Raw genomic sequence first — 20,849 nt, 5'->3', positions numbered from 1 at the left:
CTCTTTTTAAGATTTGAACTGAACAGTCCATTTTGAAAAAGGATAGTATCGTAAACTAACATTACCAATAATATCCTTTTTATCGATTAAACCAAATTGTCTTGAATCGTGCTTGTTATTATCTTGATCATTTAGCACAACAAAATTGTTTGGCGGAATAATATCACCATCTAATTCTTTAAAATTGCGCAAACTAAAATCTTTAATTTTTCTGTTCTTGGCATAAGATGCGTCAACCGGTCGGTCATCACGGTATAATTGTCCCTGACGAAACGCCATTGATTGACCAGGTTTGGCAATAATTCGACTAGTATATATCTCGTTACCACGCCTATATGTAATGATATCACCATTATTCAATTGATTAAATGTAACTTTAATTTTATTTACAATAACACGATCCCCTTTGTTAAGGGTTGGTGACATATCATTATTCGGAATGACATGACCAACTATTACAAAAGTTTGTACGAACAGTACAATGATAATAGCAAGTATCAATGAAATCAAATATTTTACAACTTTTTTCACGATGTCACTCCTTTTTCGATCCCATAAAATGCTGTTCTAACTTTTTTCCAACAATCCAAAATACAACCAACACAACTAACATTAATATCCCTCTTAAAGGATGCGTTAAAATTGTAGTAATTTCCTTACCTAAATAACCTAAAATAATTGTTGAAACTAACTTTGATGATGCCAAAACAATGAAATAATATTTAGGTCTAATATGAGATAGACTCGCTACAAAATTTATTAATGTATTTGGCGTAAAAGGAAAACAAAGTAAAATAAACAATGGGATTAATCCTTGGCGATCAATAAAACTAATCAAGCGTTGAACAGCAGTACGTTGTTTAATTCGCTGCATCCTCTCAGTGTTCACCAATCGTTTACAGATCAAATAGACTGTAAATGTTCCAGAAATTAATCCAAGCCAACTAATCAATATACCTAAAATAGGTCCATAAGCTTGAATGTTAATTAAAATATAGAGTGCTAAAGGAAATACTGGAATTATAGCTCTAATATATAACAATATAAATCCAGGTAAATAACCAAACTGTCGAAATATCTCAAACCATTCTTCTACTTGATGAAACGACAAATCATCAATCCCTTTCTTTGGTTGAAGATAATTATTCTTACATTATAAAGTTAATTACTAAGTAAAGAAACATTAACATGTAATCATGCTAATAAATCAGTCTCTAGTAGTATAACAATATTATTGTAAGGCAGATATTATTTTATCTTTAATTTTCTCTTAACATCTTGTCACATTAGCTAGTAACCTAGTTCTTGCATATAAATAAAAACGAGGTTGTCATTACATTTTTACATTTGTAATGACAACCTCGAAAATATGCTTTAAATAGTTAACGTCTAGTTCTATCTTTTCAAACTTCACTAATCTTTGAAGTAATGTATTTTATAAACGTTCTTCTAATTCTTTTTTCAAGTCTTCAAAACCAGGTTTACCTAATAATGCGAACATGTTTTGTTTATATGCTTCTACACCAGGTTGGTTAAATGGATTTACGCCTAATTGGTATCCACTCATTGCACAAGCAAGTTCGAAGAAGTATACGACGTAACCGAAAGTTTCTTCATCTAATTGTGGAATGTTCACTACCATGTTAGGAACACCACCATCAGTATGCGCTAATAATGTACCTTCGAATGCTTTTGTGTTAACTTCGTCGATTGTTTTACCAGCTAAATAATTTAATCCGTCTAGATCATCACTATCTTTTTCAATAGTAATATCATATTTAGGATGATTTACTTTTACAACTGTTTCGAATAAGAAGCGACGGCCTTCTTGTACATATTGACCTAAAGAATGTAAATCAGTTGTGTAGTTGGCACTTGAAGGATAGATACCTTTGAAGTCTTTACCTTCTGATTCACCAAATAATTGTTTCCACCATTCATTAAAGTATTGCATAGATGGTTCATAGTTAATCAACATTTCTGTTGTATAACCTTTTGCATATAAAATGTTTCGAATTGTCGCATATTGGTATGCAATGTTTTCTTCTAATTTATCTGAAGATAATTCTTCACGTGCTTTTGCAGCACCAATCATCATAGCTTCGATGTTAATTCCAGCTGTTGCAATTGGTAATAATCCTACTGCTGTTAAAACAGAATATCTTCCACCTACATCATCAGGTACGATAAACGTTTCATAACCTTCGTTTGTAGCCAACTGTTTTAAAGCACCTTTTTCTTTATCCGTTGTTGCAAATATACGTTTTTGTGCTTCTTCTTTACCGTATCTTTCTTCAACTAATTGTTTGAACAATCTAAATGCAACTGCTGGTTCTGTAGTTGTACCAGATTTAGAAATAACGTTTACAGAGAAATCTTTGTCTGCTAAATAATCAACTAACTCTTTCGTATATGTTGATGATAAGTGATTACCAACAAATACAATTTCAGGGTATTCATTGCTGTTTCTAAATGATGACGTTAACATTTCGATTGCTGCACGTGCACCTAAGTAAGAACCACCAATACCGATGACTACTAAAACATCAGAATTTTCTTTAATGCGTTTTGATGCTTCAACAATTCTTGAAAATTCTTCTTTGTCGTAATCAACTGGTAAATCAATCCAGCCTAAGAAGTCACTACCTGCACCAGTACCTTCATGAATTGTTTTGTGAATTGATTTAACAATTTCTTGTTGTTGTTTTAATTCGTGTTCACCGAAAAATTCTAACGTTTTACTAAAATCTAATTGAATATGAGTCATCTATAAAAGCCTCCTGTTTCATTTAATATCTTAATTTTACTAAGTTTACGTTTGCGATTCAATTCACAAGTTTGTACTTAATCAATAAAATTGATATTTATGTGACGTTTCACACCTATTTTTCAACAAACATTTCAAACTGGCGTCAAACACTCAAACATTTTTTATACAATTTGCATGTTTTTTAAAATACTTTTAAACATTGATAAATAAGCATTTACACTTACAACTCTAACTATCTCTATCGCATTTTATGAATAAATATGTAAAATAATGGTTTTATTTTCATTAAAAGTTTGCTATCATGTGTTCATACGAAATATTCAGATAACTACAATGAGGTGAATTTTATGAAAGAGAAAATTGTTTTAGCATATTCAGGAGGACTAGATACAAGTGTGGCCGTTCAATGGCTTATCGACAAAGGATACGACGTTGTAGCTTGTTGCCTAGATGTTGGTGAAGGTAAAGATTTAGACATCGTTTATAAAAAAGCTTTAGATATGGGAGCAGTTGAATGTCATATTATTGATGCAACAAAAGAATTTAGTGATGAGTATGTAAGTTATGCAATCAAAGGAAATTTAATGTATGAAAATGCATATCCATTAGTTTCAGCTTTATCAAGACCATTAATCGCTAAAAAATTAGTAGAGATTGCTGAGAAAACAAATTCAGTAGGTATTGCACATGGTTGTACTGGTAAAGGGAATGACCAAGTACGTTTCGAAGTTGCCATTAAAGCATTAAACCCATCATTGAAAGCATTCGCACCTGTACGTGAGTGGGCATGGAGTCGTGAAGAAGAAATCGATTATGCAATTAAACATAATATCCCTGTATCAATCAACCATGATTCACCTTATTCTATCGATCAAAATCTATGGGGCAGAGCGAATGAATGTGGTATTTTAGAAGATCCTTATGCTGCGCCACCAGAGGATGCGTTCGATCTAACAAATGCTTTAGAAGAAACACCAGATACTGCTGATGAAATCATTTTAACGTTTGATAAAGGCATCCCAGTTCAAATTGATGGCAAAACATATGAATTAGACGATTTAATTTTAACGTTGAATGCATTAGCTGGTAAGCATGGTATCGGAAGAATTGACCATGTAGAAAATAGACTTGTAGGTATCAAATCAAGAGAAATTTATGAGGCACCTGCTGCAGAAGTTATTTTAAAAGCGCATAAAGCATTAGAAACGATTACGTTAACGAAAGATGTCGCACACTTTAAACCAATCATTGAGAAGCAATTTGCTGAACAACTATACAATGGACTTTGGTTCTCACCTTTAACTGATAGCTTGAAATTATTTATTGATAGTACTCAGCAATACGTAAGTGGTGATGTCAGAATTAAATTATTCAAAGGTAATGCCATCGTGAATGGTAGAAAATCACCTTACACATTATATGATGAAAAATTAGCAACTTATACAAAAGAAGATGCATTTAATCAAGACGCTGCTGTTGGCTTTATCGATATCTATGGTTTACCTACTCAAGTAAATGCGATGTTGCATGGAGGCTATAGCAATGAGCAATAAAGCTTGGGGCGGTAGATTTGAAGTACAACCTGAAGAGTGGGTTGACGACTTTAACGCATCCATTACTTTTGATCAAACGCTCATAGATCAAGATATCGAAGGCAGCATTGCACATGCAACTATGCTTGCGAATCAAGGCATTATTAGTCAACAAGACAGCGAACAAATTATACAAGGACTAAAATCTATTCAACATGATTATCATCAAGATCAAATTCAATTTAGTGCATCATTAGAAGATATTCATTTAAATATTGAACATGAATTAATTAAACGTATCGGTGATGCTGGTGGTAAGTTGCATACTGGACGCAGTAGAAACGATCAAGTTGCAACAGACATGCACTTGTACACTAAGAAACAAGTGCAAGATATCATCGCATTAATTAAGTCGTTACAAAGTGTAATTGTAGACATCGCTTCCAATAATGTTGATACAATTATGCCTGGTTATACTCATTTACAGCGTGCACAGCCAATTTCATTTGCACATCATATTATGACTTATTTTTGGATGTTACAACGAGACCAACAACGATTTGAAGATAGTTTAAAACGAATCGATATTAATCCTTTAGGTGCAGCAGCCTTAAGTGGTACCACATACCCTATCGATAGACACGAGACAACAGCATTGTTGAACTTTGGCAGTCTCTATGAGAATAGCCTAGATGCTGTTAGTGACAGAGACTATATTATTGAAACATTGCATAATATTTCTTTAACGATGGTTCACTTATCACGCTTTGCAGAGGAAATTATTTTCTGGTCCACAGACGAAGCTAAATTCATTACATTATCAGATGCATTTTCAACTGGCTCATCTATTATGCCACAAAAGAAAAATCCTGATATGGCAGAATTAATTAGAGGTAAAGTTGGTCGAACGACTGGTCATTTAATGAGCATGCTTATGACTTTAAAAGGATTACCTCTAGCATATAACAAAGATATGCAGGAAGATAAAGAAGGTTTATTCGATGCTGTCCATACAATTAAAGGTTCTTTACGTATTTTCGAAGGTATGATTCAAACGATGACAATTAATAAAGAACGACTCAATCAAACTGTTAAAGAAGATTTTTCAAATGCAACGGAACTAGCAGATTATTTAGTAACTAAAAATATTCCATTTAGAACTGCACATGAAATTGTAGGAAAAATCGTCTTAGAATGTATACAACAAGGTCATTATTTATTAGATGTTCCTTTAGCAACATATCAACAACATCATTCTAGTATTGATGCCGATATTTACGATTATTTGCAGCCTGAAAATTGTTTAAAACGACGTCAAAGTTACGGTTCAACAGGTCAATCATCGGTCAAACAACAACTTGATGTTGCTAAACAATTACTATCACAATAAATACGTTAATCTACCTACCCACAATGTCTATTAAAATTACATTGTGGGTATTTTAATGCTCTCTTCGTCTTGTTGAACATCACATTTTTAAGATTCCTAAAATGTTTGATAATTCTTTTAAATTTATATTACAAAAATGTTATAAATTGTAAAAGAAATGTGTAAAGCGTTTTCACAAGCAGGTTTTTGTAGTATTTTAAAATTGTTAGACTACAAATAAAGAGATGAAAGGATAAAGACTATGACTAACTCTTCGAAAAGCTTCACTAAATTTATGGCTGCTTCTGCTGTTTTTACTATGGGATTTTTATCAGTACCTACTGCTGGCGCTGAACAAACAAATCAAATTGCAAATAAACCTCAGGCTATTCAATGGCATACAAATTTAACGAATGAGCGATTCACTACTATCGCACATCGTGGCGCAAGTGGCTATGCACCCGAGCATACGTTTCAAGCATATGATAAGAGTCATAATGAGTTAAAAGCATCTTATATCGAAATTGATTTACAACGTACCAAAGATGGCCATTTAGTTGCTATGCATGATGAAACTGTTAACCGTACAACAAATGGACACGGTAAAGTTGAGGATTATACCCTTGATGAATTAAAACAGTTAGATGCAGGAAGTTGGTTTAATAAAAAATATCCAAAATACGCAAGAGCAAGTTATAAAAATGCTAAAGTACCCACTTTAGATGAAATTTTAGAACGTTATGGCCCGAATGCAAACTATTATATTGAAACAAAGTCACCTGATGTATACCCAGGAATGGAAGAACAATTATTAGCTTCATTGAAAAAGCATCACCTTTTAAATAACAATAAATTAAAAAATGGACATGTAATGATTCAATCATTTTCTGACGAAAGTTTAAAGAAAATTCATCGTCAAAATAAGCATGTGCCATTAGTAAAATTAGTTGATAAAGGTGAACTACAACAATTTAACGACCAACGCTTAAAAGAGATACGCTCTTATGCGATTGGATTAGGTCCTGATTATACAGATTTAACTGAACAAAATACCCATCATTTAAAAGACTTAGGATTTATAGTACATCCTTATACAGTGAATGAAAAAGCTGATATGTTACGATTAAATAAATATGGCGTTGATGGTGTCTTTACAAATTTCGCTGATAAATATAAAGAAGTCATTAAGTAGTAATGTTAAACTAGAAAACATAAATACAAAAATATAGCTATTACTATAAAAAACAGCAGTAAGATATTTCCAAATTGAAATTATCCTACTGCTGTCTTTTTGGGAGTGGGACAGAAATGATATTTTCGCAAAATTTATTTCGTCGTCCCACCCCAACTTGCACACTATTGTAAGCTGACTTTTCGCCAGCTTCTGTGTTGGGGCCCCGCCAACTTGCATTGTCTGTAGAAATTGAGGAGCTAATTTCTCTGTGTCGGGGCTCCACCCCAACTTGCACACTATTGTAAGCTGACTTTCCGCCAGCCTCTGTGTTGGGGCCCCGCCAACTTGCACACTATTGTAAGCTGACTTTCCACCAGCCTCTGTGTTGGGGCCCCGACTATTTTTGAAAAGAGCGTGTTACACGGGCATTGTTTTACAGTCAACTACTGCTAAAATAAAATTAACGAGCTTAGGGCTTTGTTTTCTGTCCCAAGCTCGTTAAATCACATATGATAATTAATTATGCCCAACCACGATATCTAGCTGCTTCTGCTGTACGTTTAATACCTATGATATATGCTGCAAGTCTCATATCTATTTTTCGGTTTTGAGACAATTCGTAAATCGTATCAAATGCCGCTTCTAATTTTTCACGTAGCTTTTCATTAACTTCTTCTTCAGACCAATAATAACCTTGATTATTTTGTACCCATTCGAAGTAAGAAACCGTTACACCACCAGCACTTGCTAATACGTCTGGAACTAATAATATACCACGTTCAGTTAAAATACGTGTTGCTTCTGGTGTTGTAGGTCCATTAGCAGCTTCAACAACGATACTAGCTTTAATATCATGTGCATTGTCTTCTGTAATTTGGTTTGAAATAGCCGCTGGTACTAAAATGTCACAATCTAATTCAAACAATTCTTTATTTGAGATTGTTTCTTCAAATAAATTTGTTACCGTACCAAAACTATCACGACGGTCTAATAAATAATCTATATCTAAGCCATTTGGATCGTGTAATGCACCGTAAGCATCAGAGATACCTACAATTTTTGCACCTAAATCATATAAGAATTTAGCTAAGAAACTTCCGGCATTACCGAAACCTTGAATAACAACCTTGGCACCTTCAATTTGCATATTACGACGTTTTGCAGCTTGTTCAATTGCAATAACTACACCTAGTGCAGTTGATCTGTCGCGTCCATGAGAACCACCCAATACAATTGGTTTACCTGTGATGAAACCTGGTGAATTAAATTTATCTAATGCACTATATTCATCCATCATCCAAGCCATAATTTGTGAGTTTGTAAATACATCTGGTGCTGGAATATCTTTGTTCGGACCTACGAATTGTGAAATTGCTCTTACATATCCGCGTGATAAACGTTCAACTTCATGAATGCTCATTTGACGTGGATCACAAACGATACCACCCTTACCACCACCGTATGGTAAGTTTACAATGCCACATTTCAAAGTCATCCACATTGATAATGCTTTTACTTCTTCTTCATCAACATCTGGGTGGAAACGCACGCCCCCTTTTGTTGGTCCAACAGCATCATTATGTTGCGCACGGTAACCTGTGAATGTTTTTACTGTGCCATCATCCATTCGTACAGGGATACGCACTTGTAACATTCTTAAAGGTTCTTTAATTAAATCGTACATTCCTTCGTCAAATCCCAATTTATGCAATGCTTCTTTAATAATTCCTTGAGTAGAAGTTACTAAATTATTGTTCTCAGTCATGATCCTTTTCGCCTCTTCTTTACCTAATGATTTCGCTTTCAAACATATTGTAACATAACGTATTCCTTTTTAAAGCCCTTACAAACTGATTGTTACAACTTTTTGACATTATTGAAATACATGTCTTATTTTTTCAAGTGCAAGGTCCAATTCTTCTTTAGTAATAATTAATGGTGGTGCAAAACGAATGACAGTATCATGCGTTTCTTTACATAATAAGCCTTCTTCTTTCAAAGCTTCACAATATGGTCTAGCACTTTCATTAAGTTCCACACCTATAAACAAACCACGTCCACGGACTTCTTTAATTGATGGATGATCAATTTGCTTTAATTGTTCTTTAAAATAATCTCCTAATTCTAAAGAGCGGCCTGGTAAATCCTCATCAACGATAACATCTAATGCAGCAATTGATGCAGCACAAGCAAGTGGATTACCACCAAATGTTGAACCATGTGAGCCAGGTGTAAAGACATCTAATACTTCTTTATCTGCTAATACAACAGAAATTGGGAAGACTCCACCACCTAGTGCTTTACCTAAAATATAGACATCAGGTTTTACATTATCCCAATCCGTAGCAAATAATTTACCCGAACGACCTAATCCTGCTTGGATTTCGTCAGCAATAAATAAGACATTATGTTCATCACATAATTCTCTAATTGCTTTCAAATATCCTTCTGGCGGTATATTTATACCCGCTTCACCTTGAATTGGTTCTACTAAAACTGCTGCAGTATTTTCATTAATTGCAGCTTTCAATGCATCTACATCTCCAAAATCAACTTTTCTAAATCCATCTAATAACGGACCATAACCACGTTGGTATTCTGCTTCTGAAGATAATGAAACTGGCGCCATTGTTCGACCATGGAAGTTACCATTAAATGCAATGATTTCTGCTTTATTTGGCTCAATTCCTTTAACATCGTATGCCCAGCGTCGTGCTGCTTTCAAAGCTGTTTCTACTGCTTCAGCACCTGTATTCATTGGTAAAGCTTTATCTTTACCTGCCAGTTTACAAATTTTTTCGTACCATTCACCTAAGTTATCACTATGAAAAGCACGTGAAACTAAAGTCACTTTATCAGCTTGATCTTTTAATGCTTGAATAATTTTCGGATGTCTATGACCTTGGTTAACAGCGGAATATGCAGATAACATATCCATATATTTATTGCCTTCAGGATCTTTAACCCATACCCCTTCAGCTTCTGAAATGACAATTGGCAATGGTAAATAATTATGTGCTCCGTAATGATTTGTTAACTCAATAATTTTTTCAGATTTAGTCATCATATCTCCCCTTTTCATCATTTATAACTATTATACATGAAACATTATCCAAATAATTACATTAGTTTTCAAAGCAGATACTTTTCCACCAAAAAAGATGAAATAATCACTAAGTTTCATTAAATTTGTCTATTTTGAAAACCCTTACATTTATAATGACATAATTACTTAAATGATTACAAGCAAAAGAATTGATAATTTTACACTTAATCAAAAGTATATTTTACTAAGAATATTTTTATTTATAAATATTGAAAACCACTAACAAATTGCATACACAATATCATTAGTGGTAACAGTTAAACACTTATTTATCTTTACGTGGTAATGGATAAAACCCTTCATTAAATTGATGCCATAAATTAGGAGTTAAGTGATGATTATCTTCTCTCTCTGGATCAAAGTAATTAATAATTTCATCTTCCCGTCCATCTTTAATTTTTTCAACAAATTGATAATCCAGTAGTAGCTCTCTACCAATGGCTACTAAGTCAACACCAACATTTTCAACTGCATCTAAAGCTTCGTCAGCTGTGAAAATTGAACCAATACCGATAAGTGGCATACGACCATTTATCCATTTGTGAATTAAAGGCAGTCTTTCTTGTCCAGCGTATTTACCTTCACGTGTCGTTGCATGCGTATCCATCATTGAAACATGAATATAGTCGATTGGCATATGGCTAATTTTATTAACGAGTTCCTCTGTAATTTCCATTGTGATTCCTGGAGACTCCGCTTCCTCTGGAGATAATCTGTATCCAACTATAAAGTCTTTATTGCCATACGCTTCTTTCGCTTTAAGTACTTCTTCAATCACAGCGACCGGGAATTTATATTGATTTGCCCATACATCATTTCTTCTATTATAGTATGGTGATACAAATTGATGAATTAAGTAATGATTCGCGCCATGTATTTCAACACCATCAAACCCTGCTTCAATTGCACGTCGCGTTGCTTCACCAAAATCCTTGATTGCTTGTTCAATCTCTTCATTCGTCATTTCTCTAGCACTATGTTCTTGTTTCTGACCAAAACTTTTTAAAGAAATTGGACTTGGTGCTACGACGTCTCCATCAGGTGTTAATTCAGGCAATGCTTGTGCACCGCCATGATGTATTTGTACGAGTGCTTTGGCACCGTTTTTCTTCATTGCTGTAGCTAATCGTTTTAGTCCTTCAATATTACTGTCATGCGCGATTGATGGCTGTCCTGGAAATGCTTTTCCGACATCACTCACATTACTCGCAGCATTAATTGTAATACCAACATCTTGTGAACGCTTTTCAATATAAGGAAGTTCTACATCTGAAATAGTACCATCATCATTTGAAGAAATATGTGTTAAAGGGGCTAACACAAATCGATTTCTCAACTCTACTCCATTTGGTAATTCTACTTTATCAAACAATGGTTCGTATTTACTTTTCATTACTTAATTCCTCCTTAAAATTATTGAGTTGACTATAACATGTAATTTTTTCATTCTCCAATTATCTGTTTATATAGTTGCAATTCGTTTAATACTTTAAGTTGTAGTTCTCATTTCTAAAATAAATAAAAAAAACAAATCCACATACAATATTGCAAATCAACGATTCTATCTAACAAAGATAATGGATATGTCACCTTAAACCATTTGTACGTGTAAATAGAATCAATCATATTACGTTATCGTAGACAAAAAGAGATTAGTATCTAATAAAATTTAATAGATACTAATCTCTTTTATAGTCTAAGAAACTTTCATTTCAGACCCTTTGTATGATTTTCGGTACGATTTATCTGTTCCTTTAGTCGTTTCGAATTGCTCGCTTTGACTGTTTTATCCAGATTGGTAAGCGTTCTTTAAGTGTTTGAAACCCATATTTTTCTGTTTCTCTGATTTCATCTAATACTGATTGTTTTTCCTTCTTACGCTCATAATTTTTGAAGTAATCATTATCCTTTAATGATAGATTAAGCTTTCCTTCATCATCTATAGACAAAATTTTAGCTTTAACAATTTGGCCTTCTGATAGAAATTTCTTCAAATTATGAACGTAGTCATCCATAATTTCTGATATATGAATCAGTCCTTCAGTATGATTAGGGGTCTCAACAAACGCACCGTATGGTTGAATACCAGTTACACGCACCTTGATATGTTGGCCAATTTTGTAGTTATTCAACTTAATAACCCCTTATTTCGTTTACTTAACACTATTATCATAGCACAAATCGAAATGGTGGACTAATTAAAAAATCAAATCATACGAATATTATTTTATAAATGAATAAGAATTCTACAAACTTGGATTTACAAATAAAATTAGCAACAAATTCCTATCTAAATCAATATGATATCCAGCTACTTTGTTTTCAATTTATTTACTATTTGAATAGCAATTCTCTGTAAAAACATAAAAAGCAACCTCAACTATTATCTTTAAAATACACATCTATTTAAAAACTGTGCTTTCTTGATAAATATATTGAGATTGCTCATCATATTAGTTTATTTATTTTCGTTGGAATATATACTAATCCATTCATAAATTAGCTTTATCCGAGTTTAAAATGTTGGTAGTTAATTATGTTTAGATATTATTCTTCAACATCAATAGATTCAATTACAACATCATGAAGTGGTTTATCTTGTGGTCCCACTTTTGTATTTGCAATATCTTCTAATGTAGTTTCACCATCAATGATTTGACCGAATACTGTATGTTTTTGATCTAACCATGGTGTACCACCCTTTTCGCCATATGCATCAACGATTGGTTGAGGCCAGCCACCATCTGCAAGTTGACTTAACATATTTTGAGGTACTTCTTTCATTTGAACAATGAAAAATTGTGAACCATTAGTATTAGGTCCTGAGTTAGCCATTGATAATGCGCCATATAAGTTAAATGCATTTAATGAAAATTCATCTTCAAAAGCACCGCCATAAATACTTTCGCCACCCATACCAGTAGCTGTTGGATCGCCACCTTGAATCATGAAGTCATTAATGACACGGTGGAATGTGATTCCATCATAATAACCATTTTTTGCATGTGTCACAAAATTTTCAACTGTTTTTGGTGCAATATTTGGAAATAATTTGAATGTCATGTCACCTTTATTTGTGTGCATAACCACTTTGATTTCACCTTGTTGTACTTCTTTGTTTAACTGTGGATAGTTAGCCATTTATATTCTCCATTCATGTTATGATACATATATATTAACATACTTTTAAGGGAGGAAAATAGCATGAAGCTATATCGATTTTCACACAAAACAGGTAGCTATGGTGTCACGATTGTTGAAGAAAATGGAGACGATGTCCTTGTTAAAGTTGAACAAGTTATCAAACACCCGAAACAAGGTGATTTACATAACCCTACTGAAACTGAAGGTGTATTTTTCCATGACCGCAAAGCATTAAGCCATTTTGAAAAACGCTATACGAAACGTTCACAATTACGCGACTTCAATGTTGATGTATTGCGCTATGAAGATTCACTTCAACAAGCAATTACAGATTTAGAAACTAAACTTAAAGCTCAGCAAACAAAACATGCTGAAATGTCTTTAGCTAGTTTAGCACGCTTAAAAGAAGATTATTCACTTCAATACAAAGAAAATTTTAAATAAAAAATGACGTGTTTCTTCTTATTTAAATACTTCTGAAAATAAAGCACAACAAGGAGTGTGTACGTTTTTCAGAACTATATCATTCATGTATAATGAATAACATAAATATTTTTTAAAGGAGGACAACATAGTGAGTTTGTTACATATTGCGGTGATATTACCGTTAATATTCGCACTCATTATTCCTATCCTGTATAGATTTTTTAAACGTATACATTTAGGATGGTTCGTATTACCTGTCCCTATCGTCATATTTATTTATATGCTTACATTAATTAAAACGACGATGTCAGGTAATACTGTAATGAAAACCTTAAATTGGATGCCTCATTTTGGTATGAACTTTGATTTATATCTTGATGGCTTAGGTTTACTCTTTAGTTTGCTTATTTCAGGAATCGGCAGTTTAGTAGTATTATATTCAATCGGCTACTTAAGTAAGTCAGAACAACTAGGGAATTTTTATTGTTATTTATTACTATTTATGGGTGCAATGTTAGGTGTCGTACTTTCAGATAATGTTATTATTCTATATTTATTCTGGGAGCTAACGTCATTTTCTAGTTTTTTACTTATTTCATTCTGGCGCGAACGACAAGCATCTATATATGGTGCTCAAAAATCGCTCATAATCACAGTATTTGGTGGTCTATCATTATTAGGTGGTATCATCTTACTCGCTATACCAACACAATCATTTAGCATTCAGTACATGATTCAACATGCTTCTGAAATTCAAAATAGCCCATTCTTCATTTTTGCGATGATTTTAATCATGATTGGTGCTTTTACAAAATCTGCTCAGTTTCCATTTTATATTTGGCTACCAGATGCAATGGAAGCACCTACACCAGTCAGTGCTTATCTTCATTCAGCAACAATGGTTAAAGCAGGGTTATATTTAATCGCTCGAATGACACCAATCTTCGCAGCATCGCAAGGTTGGGTATGGACTGTCACACTCGTTGGTTTAATTACATTATTCTGGGCTTCGCTAAACGCAACAAAACAACAAGACTTGAAAGGTATACTGGCATTTTCAACAGTATCCCAATTAGGTATGATTATGGCGATGCTTGGAATCGGTGCCATTAGTTATCACTATCAAGGCGATGATAGCAAAATATATGCTGCTGCATTTACGGCTGCAATATTCCATTTAATCAACCATGCAACATTTAAAGGTGCCCTATTTATGATTACAGGTGCAGTGGATCATTCTACTGGTACACGTGATGTTAAGAAATTAGGTGGCTTACTAACAATTATGCCTATTTCATTTACAATCACTGTTATTACAGCATTAAGTATGGCTGGTGTACCACCGTTCAATGGTTTCTTATCAAAAGAATCATTTTTAGAAACAACATTTACAGCAAGCCAAGCAAATTTATTCAGTGTTGATACATTAGGCTACCTATTCCCAATCATTGGTATAGTGGGCAGTGTCTTCACATTTGTATATTCAATTAAATTTATAATGCATATATTTTTCGGACAATATAAACCTGAACAATTACCTAAAAAAGCACACGAAGTATCAATATTAATGCTTTTATCACCAGCTATTTTAGCTACATTAGTAATTGTATTTGGTTTATTCCCTGGCATTTTAACTAATTCGATTATTGAACCAGCTACATCTTCGATTAATCATACGGTAATTGATGATGTTGAATTCCATATGTTCCATGGATTAACGCCTGCCTTTTTATCAACATTAGTGATTTATATTTTAGGTATCTTACTAATTGTGACATTTAGTTATTGGGTGAAATTGTTGCAACGACAACCTGGTAAACTAACATTCAATTATTGGTACAACAGAAGTGCAAATGTTATTCCAAACTACTCTGAAAAGATGACGAATAGCTATGTTACCGATTATTCACGTAATAATTTAGTTATCATTTTTGGTGCATTAATTTTATTAACATTTGTCACTATATTCTCAGTACCTTTCAACATTAATTTTAAAGACGTTAGTCCGATTAGAATTTTCGAAGTTTGTATCGTAATTTTATTATTAAGTGCTGCCTTTTTAATTCTTTTCGCTAAATCAAGATTATTTAGCATCATTATGTTAAGTGCAGTTGGATATGCTGTGTCTGTATTGTTTATATTCTTTAAAGCACCCGACTTAGCATTGACACAGTTTGTCGTTGAATCTATTTCAACAGCATTGTTCTTATTATGCTTCTACCACTTACCAAATTTAAATCGTTATAATGAAAAGCGCTCATTCCAGCTTACTAATGCTTTAATTGCTGGTGGTGTTGGTTTGTCCGTCATTATTATCGGTTTAATTGCATACGGAAATAGACATTTTGAATCGATATCTAAGTTTTATCAAGAGCACGTTTATGATTTAGCTCACGGTAAAAACATGGTAAACGTCATACTTGTTGATTTCCGTGGTATGGATACTTTATTCGAGTCATCTGTGCTTGGTATCGCAGGATTAGCTGTATATACAATGATTAAATTACGTAAAAAGCGTCAAACGCAAGGTAACGAGGTGAAAAATCATGAATAGACAACAAAATGATCTAATTTTGCAATTTGCTGCAGTTATTATCTTTTTCATGGTAATGGTCTTTGGTTTTTCACTTTTCTTAGCAGGACATTATACACCTGGTGGCGGTTTCGTCGGCGGATTATTATTCGCAAGTTCACTTGTTATCATTACGATTGCATTTGATATAGAAACAATGCGTAAAATTTTCCCATTAGATTTTAAAATCTTGATAGGTATCGGATTAGTTTTTTGTATTGCGACGCCTATCGCAAGTTGGTTTTTAGGCAAAAATTTCTTTACGCATGTCACATTTGATATACCGTTATTTATATTAGAACCTGTTCATATGACAACAGCAGTATTCTTTGATTTCGGTGTTTTATGTGCAGTAGTTGGTACTGTCATGACAATTATTATTTCGATTGGAGAGAACGAATAGTGGAAATTATTATGATTTTTGTTAGTGGTATTCTCACAGCAATTAGTGTCTATCTCGTTTTGTCTAAAAGTCTGATACGAATTGTTATGGGAACTACACTATTAACACATGCAGCAAATTTATTTTTAATAACTATGGGCGGACTTAAACATGGTACTGTTCCAATTTATGAAGCGAACGTAAAAAGCTATGTTGATCCTATCCCGCAAGCACTTATTTTAACAGCAATCGTTATCGCCTTTGCGACAACAGCCTTTTTCTTAGTATTAGCATTTAGAACATATAAAGAATTAGGCACAGATAACGTTGAGAGTATGAAAGGAGTTCCAGAAGATGATTGAAAGTAATATGCTTGTGTTAACGCTAGTTATTCCAGTAATTACAGCCATATTACTTGTCTTTATTGGAAAGCGTCCTATTATAAAGCGTTATGTCGCACTAGGCGGTACATTATTAACCTTGGTCGCGGCAATTATCAATTTAGCAAATGTTGTTAAACATGGACCAATACGCGTAGAGCTAGGTTCATGGAAAGCACCATACAGTATTGTCTTTGTATTAGACATATTCAGTGCCCTACTAATAATTACTAGTATTATTATTACAGCTATTGTGATTTTATATTCATACCAAACAATTGGTATTGAACGTGAAAGATATTATTATTATTTTTCAGTACTATTTATGTTAATAGGTATCATTGGTGCATTCACAACTGGTGACATTTTCAACCTATTCGTATTTTTCGAAGTATTTTTAATGTCATCTTATTTCTTATTAGTAATTGGTTCTACAAAAATTCAACTACAAGAAACAATAAAATATGTTCTTGTTAACGTTGTATCGTCATCCTTCTTCGTAATGGGTGTAGCGATTTTATATTCAGTAGTAGGAACATTGAATCTAGCAGATATAAGCAATAAATTAGCTAACCTTTCAGCGCATGACAGTGGCTTAGTCAATATCGTTTTCATACTATTTATCTTTGTTTTTGCTACAAAAGCTGGCGTATTCCCAATGTTTGTTTGGTTACCTAGTGCATACTATGCACCACCAATTCCAATCATTGCATTCTTTGGTGCTTTGTTAACAAAAGTTGGTGTTTATGCAATCGCTAGAACATTGAGCCTATTCTTTAGTGATAATGTAAGCTTTTCACATTATGTCATTTTATTCTTAGCACTATTAACGATCATCTTTGGTTGTGTCGGTGCTGTTGCATATGCCAACATTAAAAAAATCATCCTATACAATGTCATGATTGCTGTAGGTGTGATCTTAGTCGGCGTTGCAATGATGACAGAGTCAGGTATGATTGGGGCTATTTACTATACATTGCACGACATGTTAGTAAAACTTGCATTATTCTTGCTTATCGGAATTATGATTAAAATTACAGGCACTGCTGATTTAAGACAATTTGGTGGCTTAATTAAACGATATCCTGTACTTGGTTGGTCATTCTTTATCGCAGCATTAAGTTTAGCTGGCATTCCCCCACTCAGTGGCTTTTATGGAAAATTTTTTATTGTCCAATCAACATTTGAAAGAGGATTTTATTTAAGTGGTGTCATCGTCTTATTATCAAGTTTAGTCGTATTATATTCTGTCATTCGCATATTCCTACAAGGCTTTTTCGGTCAACCAAAAGGATATGATCTTAATAACAAAGTCGACGTCAAATATTTAACTACGATTGCAATCGTTGCAGTTGTGATAACTGTTTTATATGGATTGTCAGCAGATTACTTATATCCAATGGTAAAAGCTGGTGCAGAAACATTCTACAATCCATCAACCTACGTTAAAGCTGTATTAGGAGGTAAATAACATGGCTGTACAATTAGTATTAAACTTTATTATCGCAGTGTTTTGGTTGTTTGTGACAAATAGTTACACAACAAATAACTTTGTGTTAGGTTTCATCTTTGGCCTAGTTCTTGTTTACCTCTTACACAGAGTGTTACCAGGTAGATTTTATGTCATCACGCTATATCGTATTATTAAATTAGTTATTATTTTCTTAATCGAACTGATTAAAGCTAATTTTGATGTTTTGAAAATTATTATTAAACCTTCGATTAAAAATGAACCAGGATTCTTTGTTTATCACACAGATTTAAAAAAAGATTGGCAAATTGTCTTGCTGTCTAATTTAATTACATTAACACCTGGTACTGTAGTGCTTGGTGTAAGTGACGATCGTACAAAAATTTATATTCATGCCATAGATTTTTCAACTAAAGAGCAAGAAGTAGAAAGTATTAAAACATCATTAGAGAAAATTGTAAGAGAGGTGGGCGAAATATAATGAATCATAATGTTATTATCGTTATTGCATTAATCATAGTTGTCATTTCTATGTTAGCTATGCTCATTCGCGTTGTGCTAGGCCCATCACTTGCCGATCGTGTTGTCGCATTAGATGCGATTGGTCTTCAATTAATGGCAGTTATAGCATTATTCAGTATTTTATTAAATATTAAATACATGATTGTCGTTATTATGATGATTGGTATATTAGCTTTTTTAGGTACTGCAGTATTCTCTAAATTTATGGACAAAGGTAAGGTGATTGAACATGATCAAAATCATACTGATTAGTCTTGCACTTATCTTTGTTATCATCGGTGCTTTAATTAGCGCCCTAGCAGCTATAGGATTATTGAGACTTGAAGATGTATATTCACGTGCACATGCTGCCGGAAAAGCATCAACATTAGGTGCAATGTCATTACTATTTGGTACGTTTTTATATTTTATTGCTACTCAAGGTTTTGTAAATATGCAATTAATCGTTGCGATTATCTTTGTATTAATTACAGGTCCTCTTTCAAGTCATATGATTATGAAAGCAGCATATAATATTAAAACGCCTTATACTAAAAAGACTAAAGTCGATGAAATTTCGGAAGACTTAAAAGACACAAAATTGTAGATTATATAACAAAATCATGAATATAAATCAACAACAAACAGCAGTAAGATGATTCCAAATTAGGAATGATTTTACTGCTGTTTTCTTTTGACATTGTTACCTCTTTTTCAATGATTTTTTCTTTGACTACAGATTCGCCCTATCTACATATATCTCTTTAATTTAATTGCCTTTCATGTCGTTATGTATTATGATAATAATAATTATAAATCGTAACTATTACGTTTTAAAAAGAGAGAGGTTTTATTATGCATTGGACAATTATCGGCGGTGGCATACAGGGAACTGCAATCGCACAAAAACTATTATCAAGCGGATTAACAACAGACCGATTAACAATCATTGACCCACACGAAACTTTTTGCCAAAGGTTTAACTCATATACAAATCGAATAGAAATGCCTTATTTAAGATCACCGATTGTACATCACGTACATCCACAACCGTTCCATCTAAAACAATTCGCTAAACAGCACCAATATACAAATGCTTTTTATGGTCCTTATCAACGACCTGAATTGACAATGTTTATGGATCATATTGCACATGCTTCTAAACAATATCAATTAGAGGATTGCTTGGTTCAAGGTTTAGTTCAAACTTTAGATAAACAAGAAGACAAATGGCATATCAAGTTAGAAGATGGACAAATTATCACTACAGATTGCGTCGTTATTGCAATAGGCAGTACAAATATTCCGTTTATGCCTGACATTTTAAAAGACAAACAGAATGTAAATCATATCTTCGAGAAAGAACTTGATCAAGTAGTATATGATAAGACCGATCATATCGTTGGTAGCGGCATTACTGCTGCACATCTTGCACTTAAATTGTTAAATCATGATAACGATAAAAAGATTCATTTATGGCTAAATAAAGATATTGAAATACATGACTTTGATGCTGATCCTGGTTGGTTAGGTCCGAAAAATATGTCTTCATTTTTAAGTACTAAAAGCATGCCTGAAAGAAATGCCATTGTACAACGCGAACGTCATAAAGGATCAATGCCTCACGAACTGTACTTACGCCTTAAAAAACATATTAAAAATGGTCGTATAAATGTGCATAAAACACCTATCACTCAAATTAGTGGTGGTGTAATTAACACTGAAAATGATTCTGTTCCATATCAACAGATTATGGTTGCAACTGGTTTTGAACAAGATTTTATGTCACAACCACTTATTAAGCAATTAATACAAAATTATGATGCACCTATCAACGAATGTAATTACCCTGTTATTTCCGAAAAATTAGAATGGATACCAAATCTATTTGTCGCAGGATGCTTTGCAGACTTAGAATTAGGACCATTTGGTAGAAATGTTATGGGTGGCCGTAAAGCTGCCGAACGCATTGAACAAGCATTTCTAAAACTACAACAATATAGCGCATAAAAAAACTGCTAG

20 protein-coding genes are annotated in these 20,849 nt (G+C 33.2%); 12 read left to right on the top strand and 8 right to left on the bottom strand.

The genetic code is table 11. From position 1 onward, the window contains the following. Positions 1–6: 6 nt before the first annotated feature. The 3 genes from lepB to JG553_RS01875 form a co-directional block, all read right to left on the bottom strand. Positions 7–531 carry a signal peptidase I gene (gene lepB, locus JG553_RS01885; protein ID WP_000758215.1) on the bottom strand — a complete coding sequence of 175 codons (525 nt, stop codon included), beginning with the start codon at positions 529–531 and terminating at the stop codon, positions 7–9. A gap of 4 nt (positions 532–535) precedes the next feature. Then, on the bottom strand, positions 536–1,111 hold the full coding sequence (locus tag JG553_RS01880) for a TVP38/TMEM64 family protein (protein WP_000007967.1): 576 nt from the start codon (positions 1,109–1,111) through the stop codon (positions 536–538). A 324-nt stretch (positions 1,112–1,435) separates the two neighbouring features. After that, on the bottom strand, positions 1,436–2,767 hold the full coding sequence (locus JG553_RS01875) for a glucose-6-phosphate isomerase (protein ID WP_000148849.1): 1,332 nt from the start codon (positions 2,765–2,767) through the stop codon (positions 1,436–1,438). 350 nt (positions 2,768–3,117) lie between these two features. Here JG553_RS01875 and JG553_RS01870 point away from each other — a divergent pair, with 350 nt between their 5' ends. From JG553_RS01870 to JG553_RS01860, 3 genes are all read left to right on the top strand, one after another. Beyond that, the gene (locus JG553_RS01870; protein WP_000660045.1) at positions 3,118–4,323 is read left to right on the top strand and encodes an argininosuccinate synthase; all 1,206 of its coding nucleotides are present in this window, start codon (positions 3,118–3,120) and stop codon (positions 4,321–4,323) included. Beyond that, on the top strand, positions 4,313–5,692 hold the full coding sequence (gene argH / locus JG553_RS01865; RefSeq protein WP_000066053.1) for an argininosuccinate lyase: 1,380 nt from the start codon (positions 4,313–4,315) through the stop codon (positions 5,690–5,692). The genes JG553_RS01870 and argH overlap by 11 nt, the downstream gene beginning before the upstream one ends. Before the next feature lie 241 nt (positions 5,693–5,933). Then, the gene (locus tag JG553_RS01860; RefSeq protein ID WP_000185319.1) at positions 5,934–6,863 is read left to right on the top strand and encodes a glycerophosphodiester phosphodiesterase; all 930 of its coding nucleotides are present in this window, start codon (positions 5,934–5,936) and stop codon (positions 6,861–6,863) included. 502 nt (positions 6,864–7,365) lie between these two features. Here the strand turns inward: JG553_RS01860 and JG553_RS01855 are convergent. The 5 genes from JG553_RS01855 to JG553_RS01835 all read right to left on the bottom strand — a co-directional run bounded on the left by JG553_RS01855 (position 7,366) and on the right by JG553_RS01835 (position 13,092). After that, the gene (locus JG553_RS01855; RefSeq protein ID WP_000138487.1) at positions 7,366–8,610 is read right to left on the bottom strand and encodes a Glu/Leu/Phe/Val family dehydrogenase; all 1,245 of its coding nucleotides are present in this window, start codon (positions 8,608–8,610) and stop codon (positions 7,366–7,368) included. A 108-nt stretch (positions 8,611–8,718) separates the two neighbouring features. Beyond that, complete coding sequence (locus JG553_RS01850) at positions 8,719–9,909, bottom strand: ornithine--oxo-acid transaminase (protein ID WP_000167314.1); 1,191 nt, start codon at positions 9,907–9,909, stop codon at positions 8,719–8,721. Positions 9,910–10,216: 307 nt separating this feature from the next. Then, entirely contained in the window at positions 10,217–11,344 is a 1,128-nt protein-coding gene (locus tag JG553_RS01845; protein ID WP_000838037.1) for an NADH-dependent flavin oxidoreductase, read from the bottom strand. 361 nt (positions 11,345–11,705) lie between these two features. Continuing rightward, positions 11,706–12,083 carry a S1 domain-containing post-transcriptional regulator Ygs gene (ygs, locus tag JG553_RS01840; protein ID WP_001067294.1) on the bottom strand — a complete coding sequence of 126 codons (378 nt, stop codon included), beginning with the start codon at positions 12,081–12,083 and terminating at the stop codon, positions 11,706–11,708. 415 nt (positions 12,084–12,498) lie between these two features. After that, positions 12,499–13,092, bottom strand: a complete 594-nt coding sequence (locus JG553_RS01835; protein WP_000035058.1) for a peptidylprolyl isomerase — start codon at positions 13,090–13,092, stop codon at positions 12,499–12,501. A 63-nt stretch (positions 13,093–13,155) separates the two neighbouring features. On the opposite strand from JG553_RS01835, the gene JG553_RS01830 reads away from it, so the two are divergent. The 9 genes from JG553_RS01830 to JG553_RS01790 all read left to right on the top strand — a co-directional run bounded on the left by JG553_RS01830 (position 13,156) and on the right by JG553_RS01790 (position 20,837). Then, positions 13,156–13,539, top strand: coding sequence for a kinase-associated lipoprotein B (locus JG553_RS01830; protein ID WP_000781156.1), 384 nt, complete (start codon positions 13,156–13,158; stop codon positions 13,537–13,539). Positions 13,540–13,669: 130 nt separating this feature from the next. Then, complete coding sequence (mnhA1, locus tag JG553_RS01825) at positions 13,670–16,075, top strand: Na+/H+ antiporter Mnh1 subunit A (RefSeq protein ID WP_000054609.1); 2,406 nt, start codon at positions 13,670–13,672, stop codon at positions 16,073–16,075. Beyond that, positions 16,068–16,496, top strand: a complete 429-nt coding sequence (mnhB1, locus tag JG553_RS01820; protein WP_001081626.1) for a Na+/H+ antiporter Mnh1 subunit B — start codon at positions 16,068–16,070, stop codon at positions 16,494–16,496. Before mnhA1 ends, mnhB1 begins: the two co-directional genes overlap by 8 nt. Further along, a complete protein-coding gene (gene mnhC1 / locus JG553_RS01815) occupies positions 16,496–16,837 on the top strand; it encodes a Na+/H+ antiporter Mnh1 subunit C (protein ID WP_000402803.1) in 342 nt (113 codons plus the stop codon). The genes mnhB1 and mnhC1 overlap by 1 nt, the downstream gene beginning before the upstream one ends. Next, the gene (mnhD1, locus tag JG553_RS01810) at positions 16,830–18,326 is read left to right on the top strand and encodes a Na+/H+ antiporter Mnh1 subunit D (RefSeq protein WP_000573077.1); all 1,497 of its coding nucleotides are present in this window, start codon (positions 16,830–16,832) and stop codon (positions 18,324–18,326) included. The genes mnhC1 and mnhD1 overlap by 8 nt, the downstream gene beginning before the upstream one ends. Position 18,327: 1 nt before the next feature. Beyond that, positions 18,328–18,807, top strand: coding sequence for a Na+/H+ antiporter Mnh1 subunit E (gene mnhE1 / locus JG553_RS01805; RefSeq protein WP_000290674.1), 480 nt, complete (start codon positions 18,328–18,330; stop codon positions 18,805–18,807). Beyond that, positions 18,807–19,100: a Na+/H+ antiporter Mnh1 subunit F gene (mnhF1, locus tag JG553_RS01800; RefSeq protein WP_001016306.1), complete on the top strand. Its 294-nt coding sequence runs from the start codon at positions 18,807–18,809 to the stop codon at positions 19,098–19,100. The genes mnhE1 and mnhF1 overlap by 1 nt, the downstream gene beginning before the upstream one ends. Continuing rightward, positions 19,078–19,434 (top strand): Na+/H+ antiporter Mnh1 subunit G, encoded by a 357-nt coding sequence (gene mnhG1 / locus JG553_RS01795; protein WP_000590451.1) that lies wholly within the window; start codon positions 19,078–19,080, stop codon positions 19,432–19,434. The genes mnhF1 and mnhG1 overlap by 23 nt, the downstream gene beginning before the upstream one ends. 248 nt (positions 19,435–19,682) lie before the next feature. Next, the gene (locus JG553_RS01790) at positions 19,683–20,837 is read left to right on the top strand and encodes an FAD/NAD(P)-binding protein (RefSeq protein ID WP_000558769.1); all 1,155 of its coding nucleotides are present in this window, start codon (positions 19,683–19,685) and stop codon (positions 20,835–20,837) included. The last annotated feature ends 12 nt before the right edge of the window (positions 20,838–20,849 follow it).

It is taken from the genome of Staphylococcus sp. T93 (assembly GCF_016743875.1).
Taxonomy (GTDB): Bacteria; Bacillota; Bacilli; order Staphylococcales; family Staphylococcaceae; genus Staphylococcus; species Staphylococcus aureus.
Note: the sequence above shows the minus strand (reverse complement) of the source record. Positions and strands in the feature narration are given on the sequence as shown.

Bases quoted from the DNA above. Each gene is read 5' to 3' on its own strand.
- JG553_RS01875 (WP_000148849.1), bottom strand. From the start codon at position 2,767: ATGACTCATATTCAATTAGATTTTAGTAAAACGTTAGAATTTTTCGGT.
- JG553_RS01870 (WP_000660045.1), top strand. From the start codon at position 3,118: ATGAAAGAGAAAATTGTTTTAGCATATTCAGGAGGACTAGATACAAGT.
- argH (WP_000066053.1), top strand. From the start codon at position 4,313: ATGAGCAATAAAGCTTGGGGCGGTAGATTTGAAGTACAACCTGAAGAG.
- JG553_RS01860 (WP_000185319.1), top strand. From the start codon at position 5,934: ATGACTAACTCTTCGAAAAGCTTCACTAAATTTATGGCTGCTTCTGCT.
- JG553_RS01855 (WP_000138487.1), bottom strand. From the start codon at position 8,610: ATGACTGAGAACAATAATTTAGTAACTTCTACTCAAGGAATTATTAAA.
- JG553_RS01850 (WP_000167314.1), bottom strand. From the start codon at position 9,909: ATGACTAAATCTGAAAAAATTATTGAGTTAACAAATCATTACGGAGCA.
- JG553_RS01845 (WP_000838037.1), bottom strand. From the start codon at position 11,344: ATGAAAAGTAAATACGAACCATTGTTTGATAAAGTAGAATTACCAAAT.
- JG553_RS01835 (WP_000035058.1), bottom strand. From the start codon at position 13,092: ATGGCTAACTATCCACAGTTAAACAAAGAAGTACAACAAGGTGAAATC.
- JG553_RS01830 (WP_000781156.1), top strand. From the start codon at position 13,156: ATGAAGCTATATCGATTTTCACACAAAACAGGTAGCTATGGTGTCACG.
- mnhB1 (WP_001081626.1), top strand. From the start codon at position 16,068: ATGAATAGACAACAAAATGATCTAATTTTGCAATTTGCTGCAGTTATT.
- mnhD1 (WP_000573077.1), top strand. From the start codon at position 16,830: ATGATTGAAAGTAATATGCTTGTGTTAACGCTAGTTATTCCAGTAATT.
- mnhE1 (WP_000290674.1), top strand. From the start codon at position 18,328: ATGGCTGTACAATTAGTATTAAACTTTATTATCGCAGTGTTTTGGTTG.
- mnhF1 (WP_001016306.1), top strand. From the start codon at position 18,807: ATGAATCATAATGTTATTATCGTTATTGCATTAATCATAGTTGTCATT.
- mnhG1 (WP_000590451.1), top strand. From the start codon at position 19,078: ATGATCAAAATCATACTGATTAGTCTTGCACTTATCTTTGTTATCATC.
- JG553_RS01790 (WP_000558769.1), top strand. From the start codon at position 19,683: ATGCATTGGACAATTATCGGCGGTGGCATACAGGGAACTGCAATCGCA.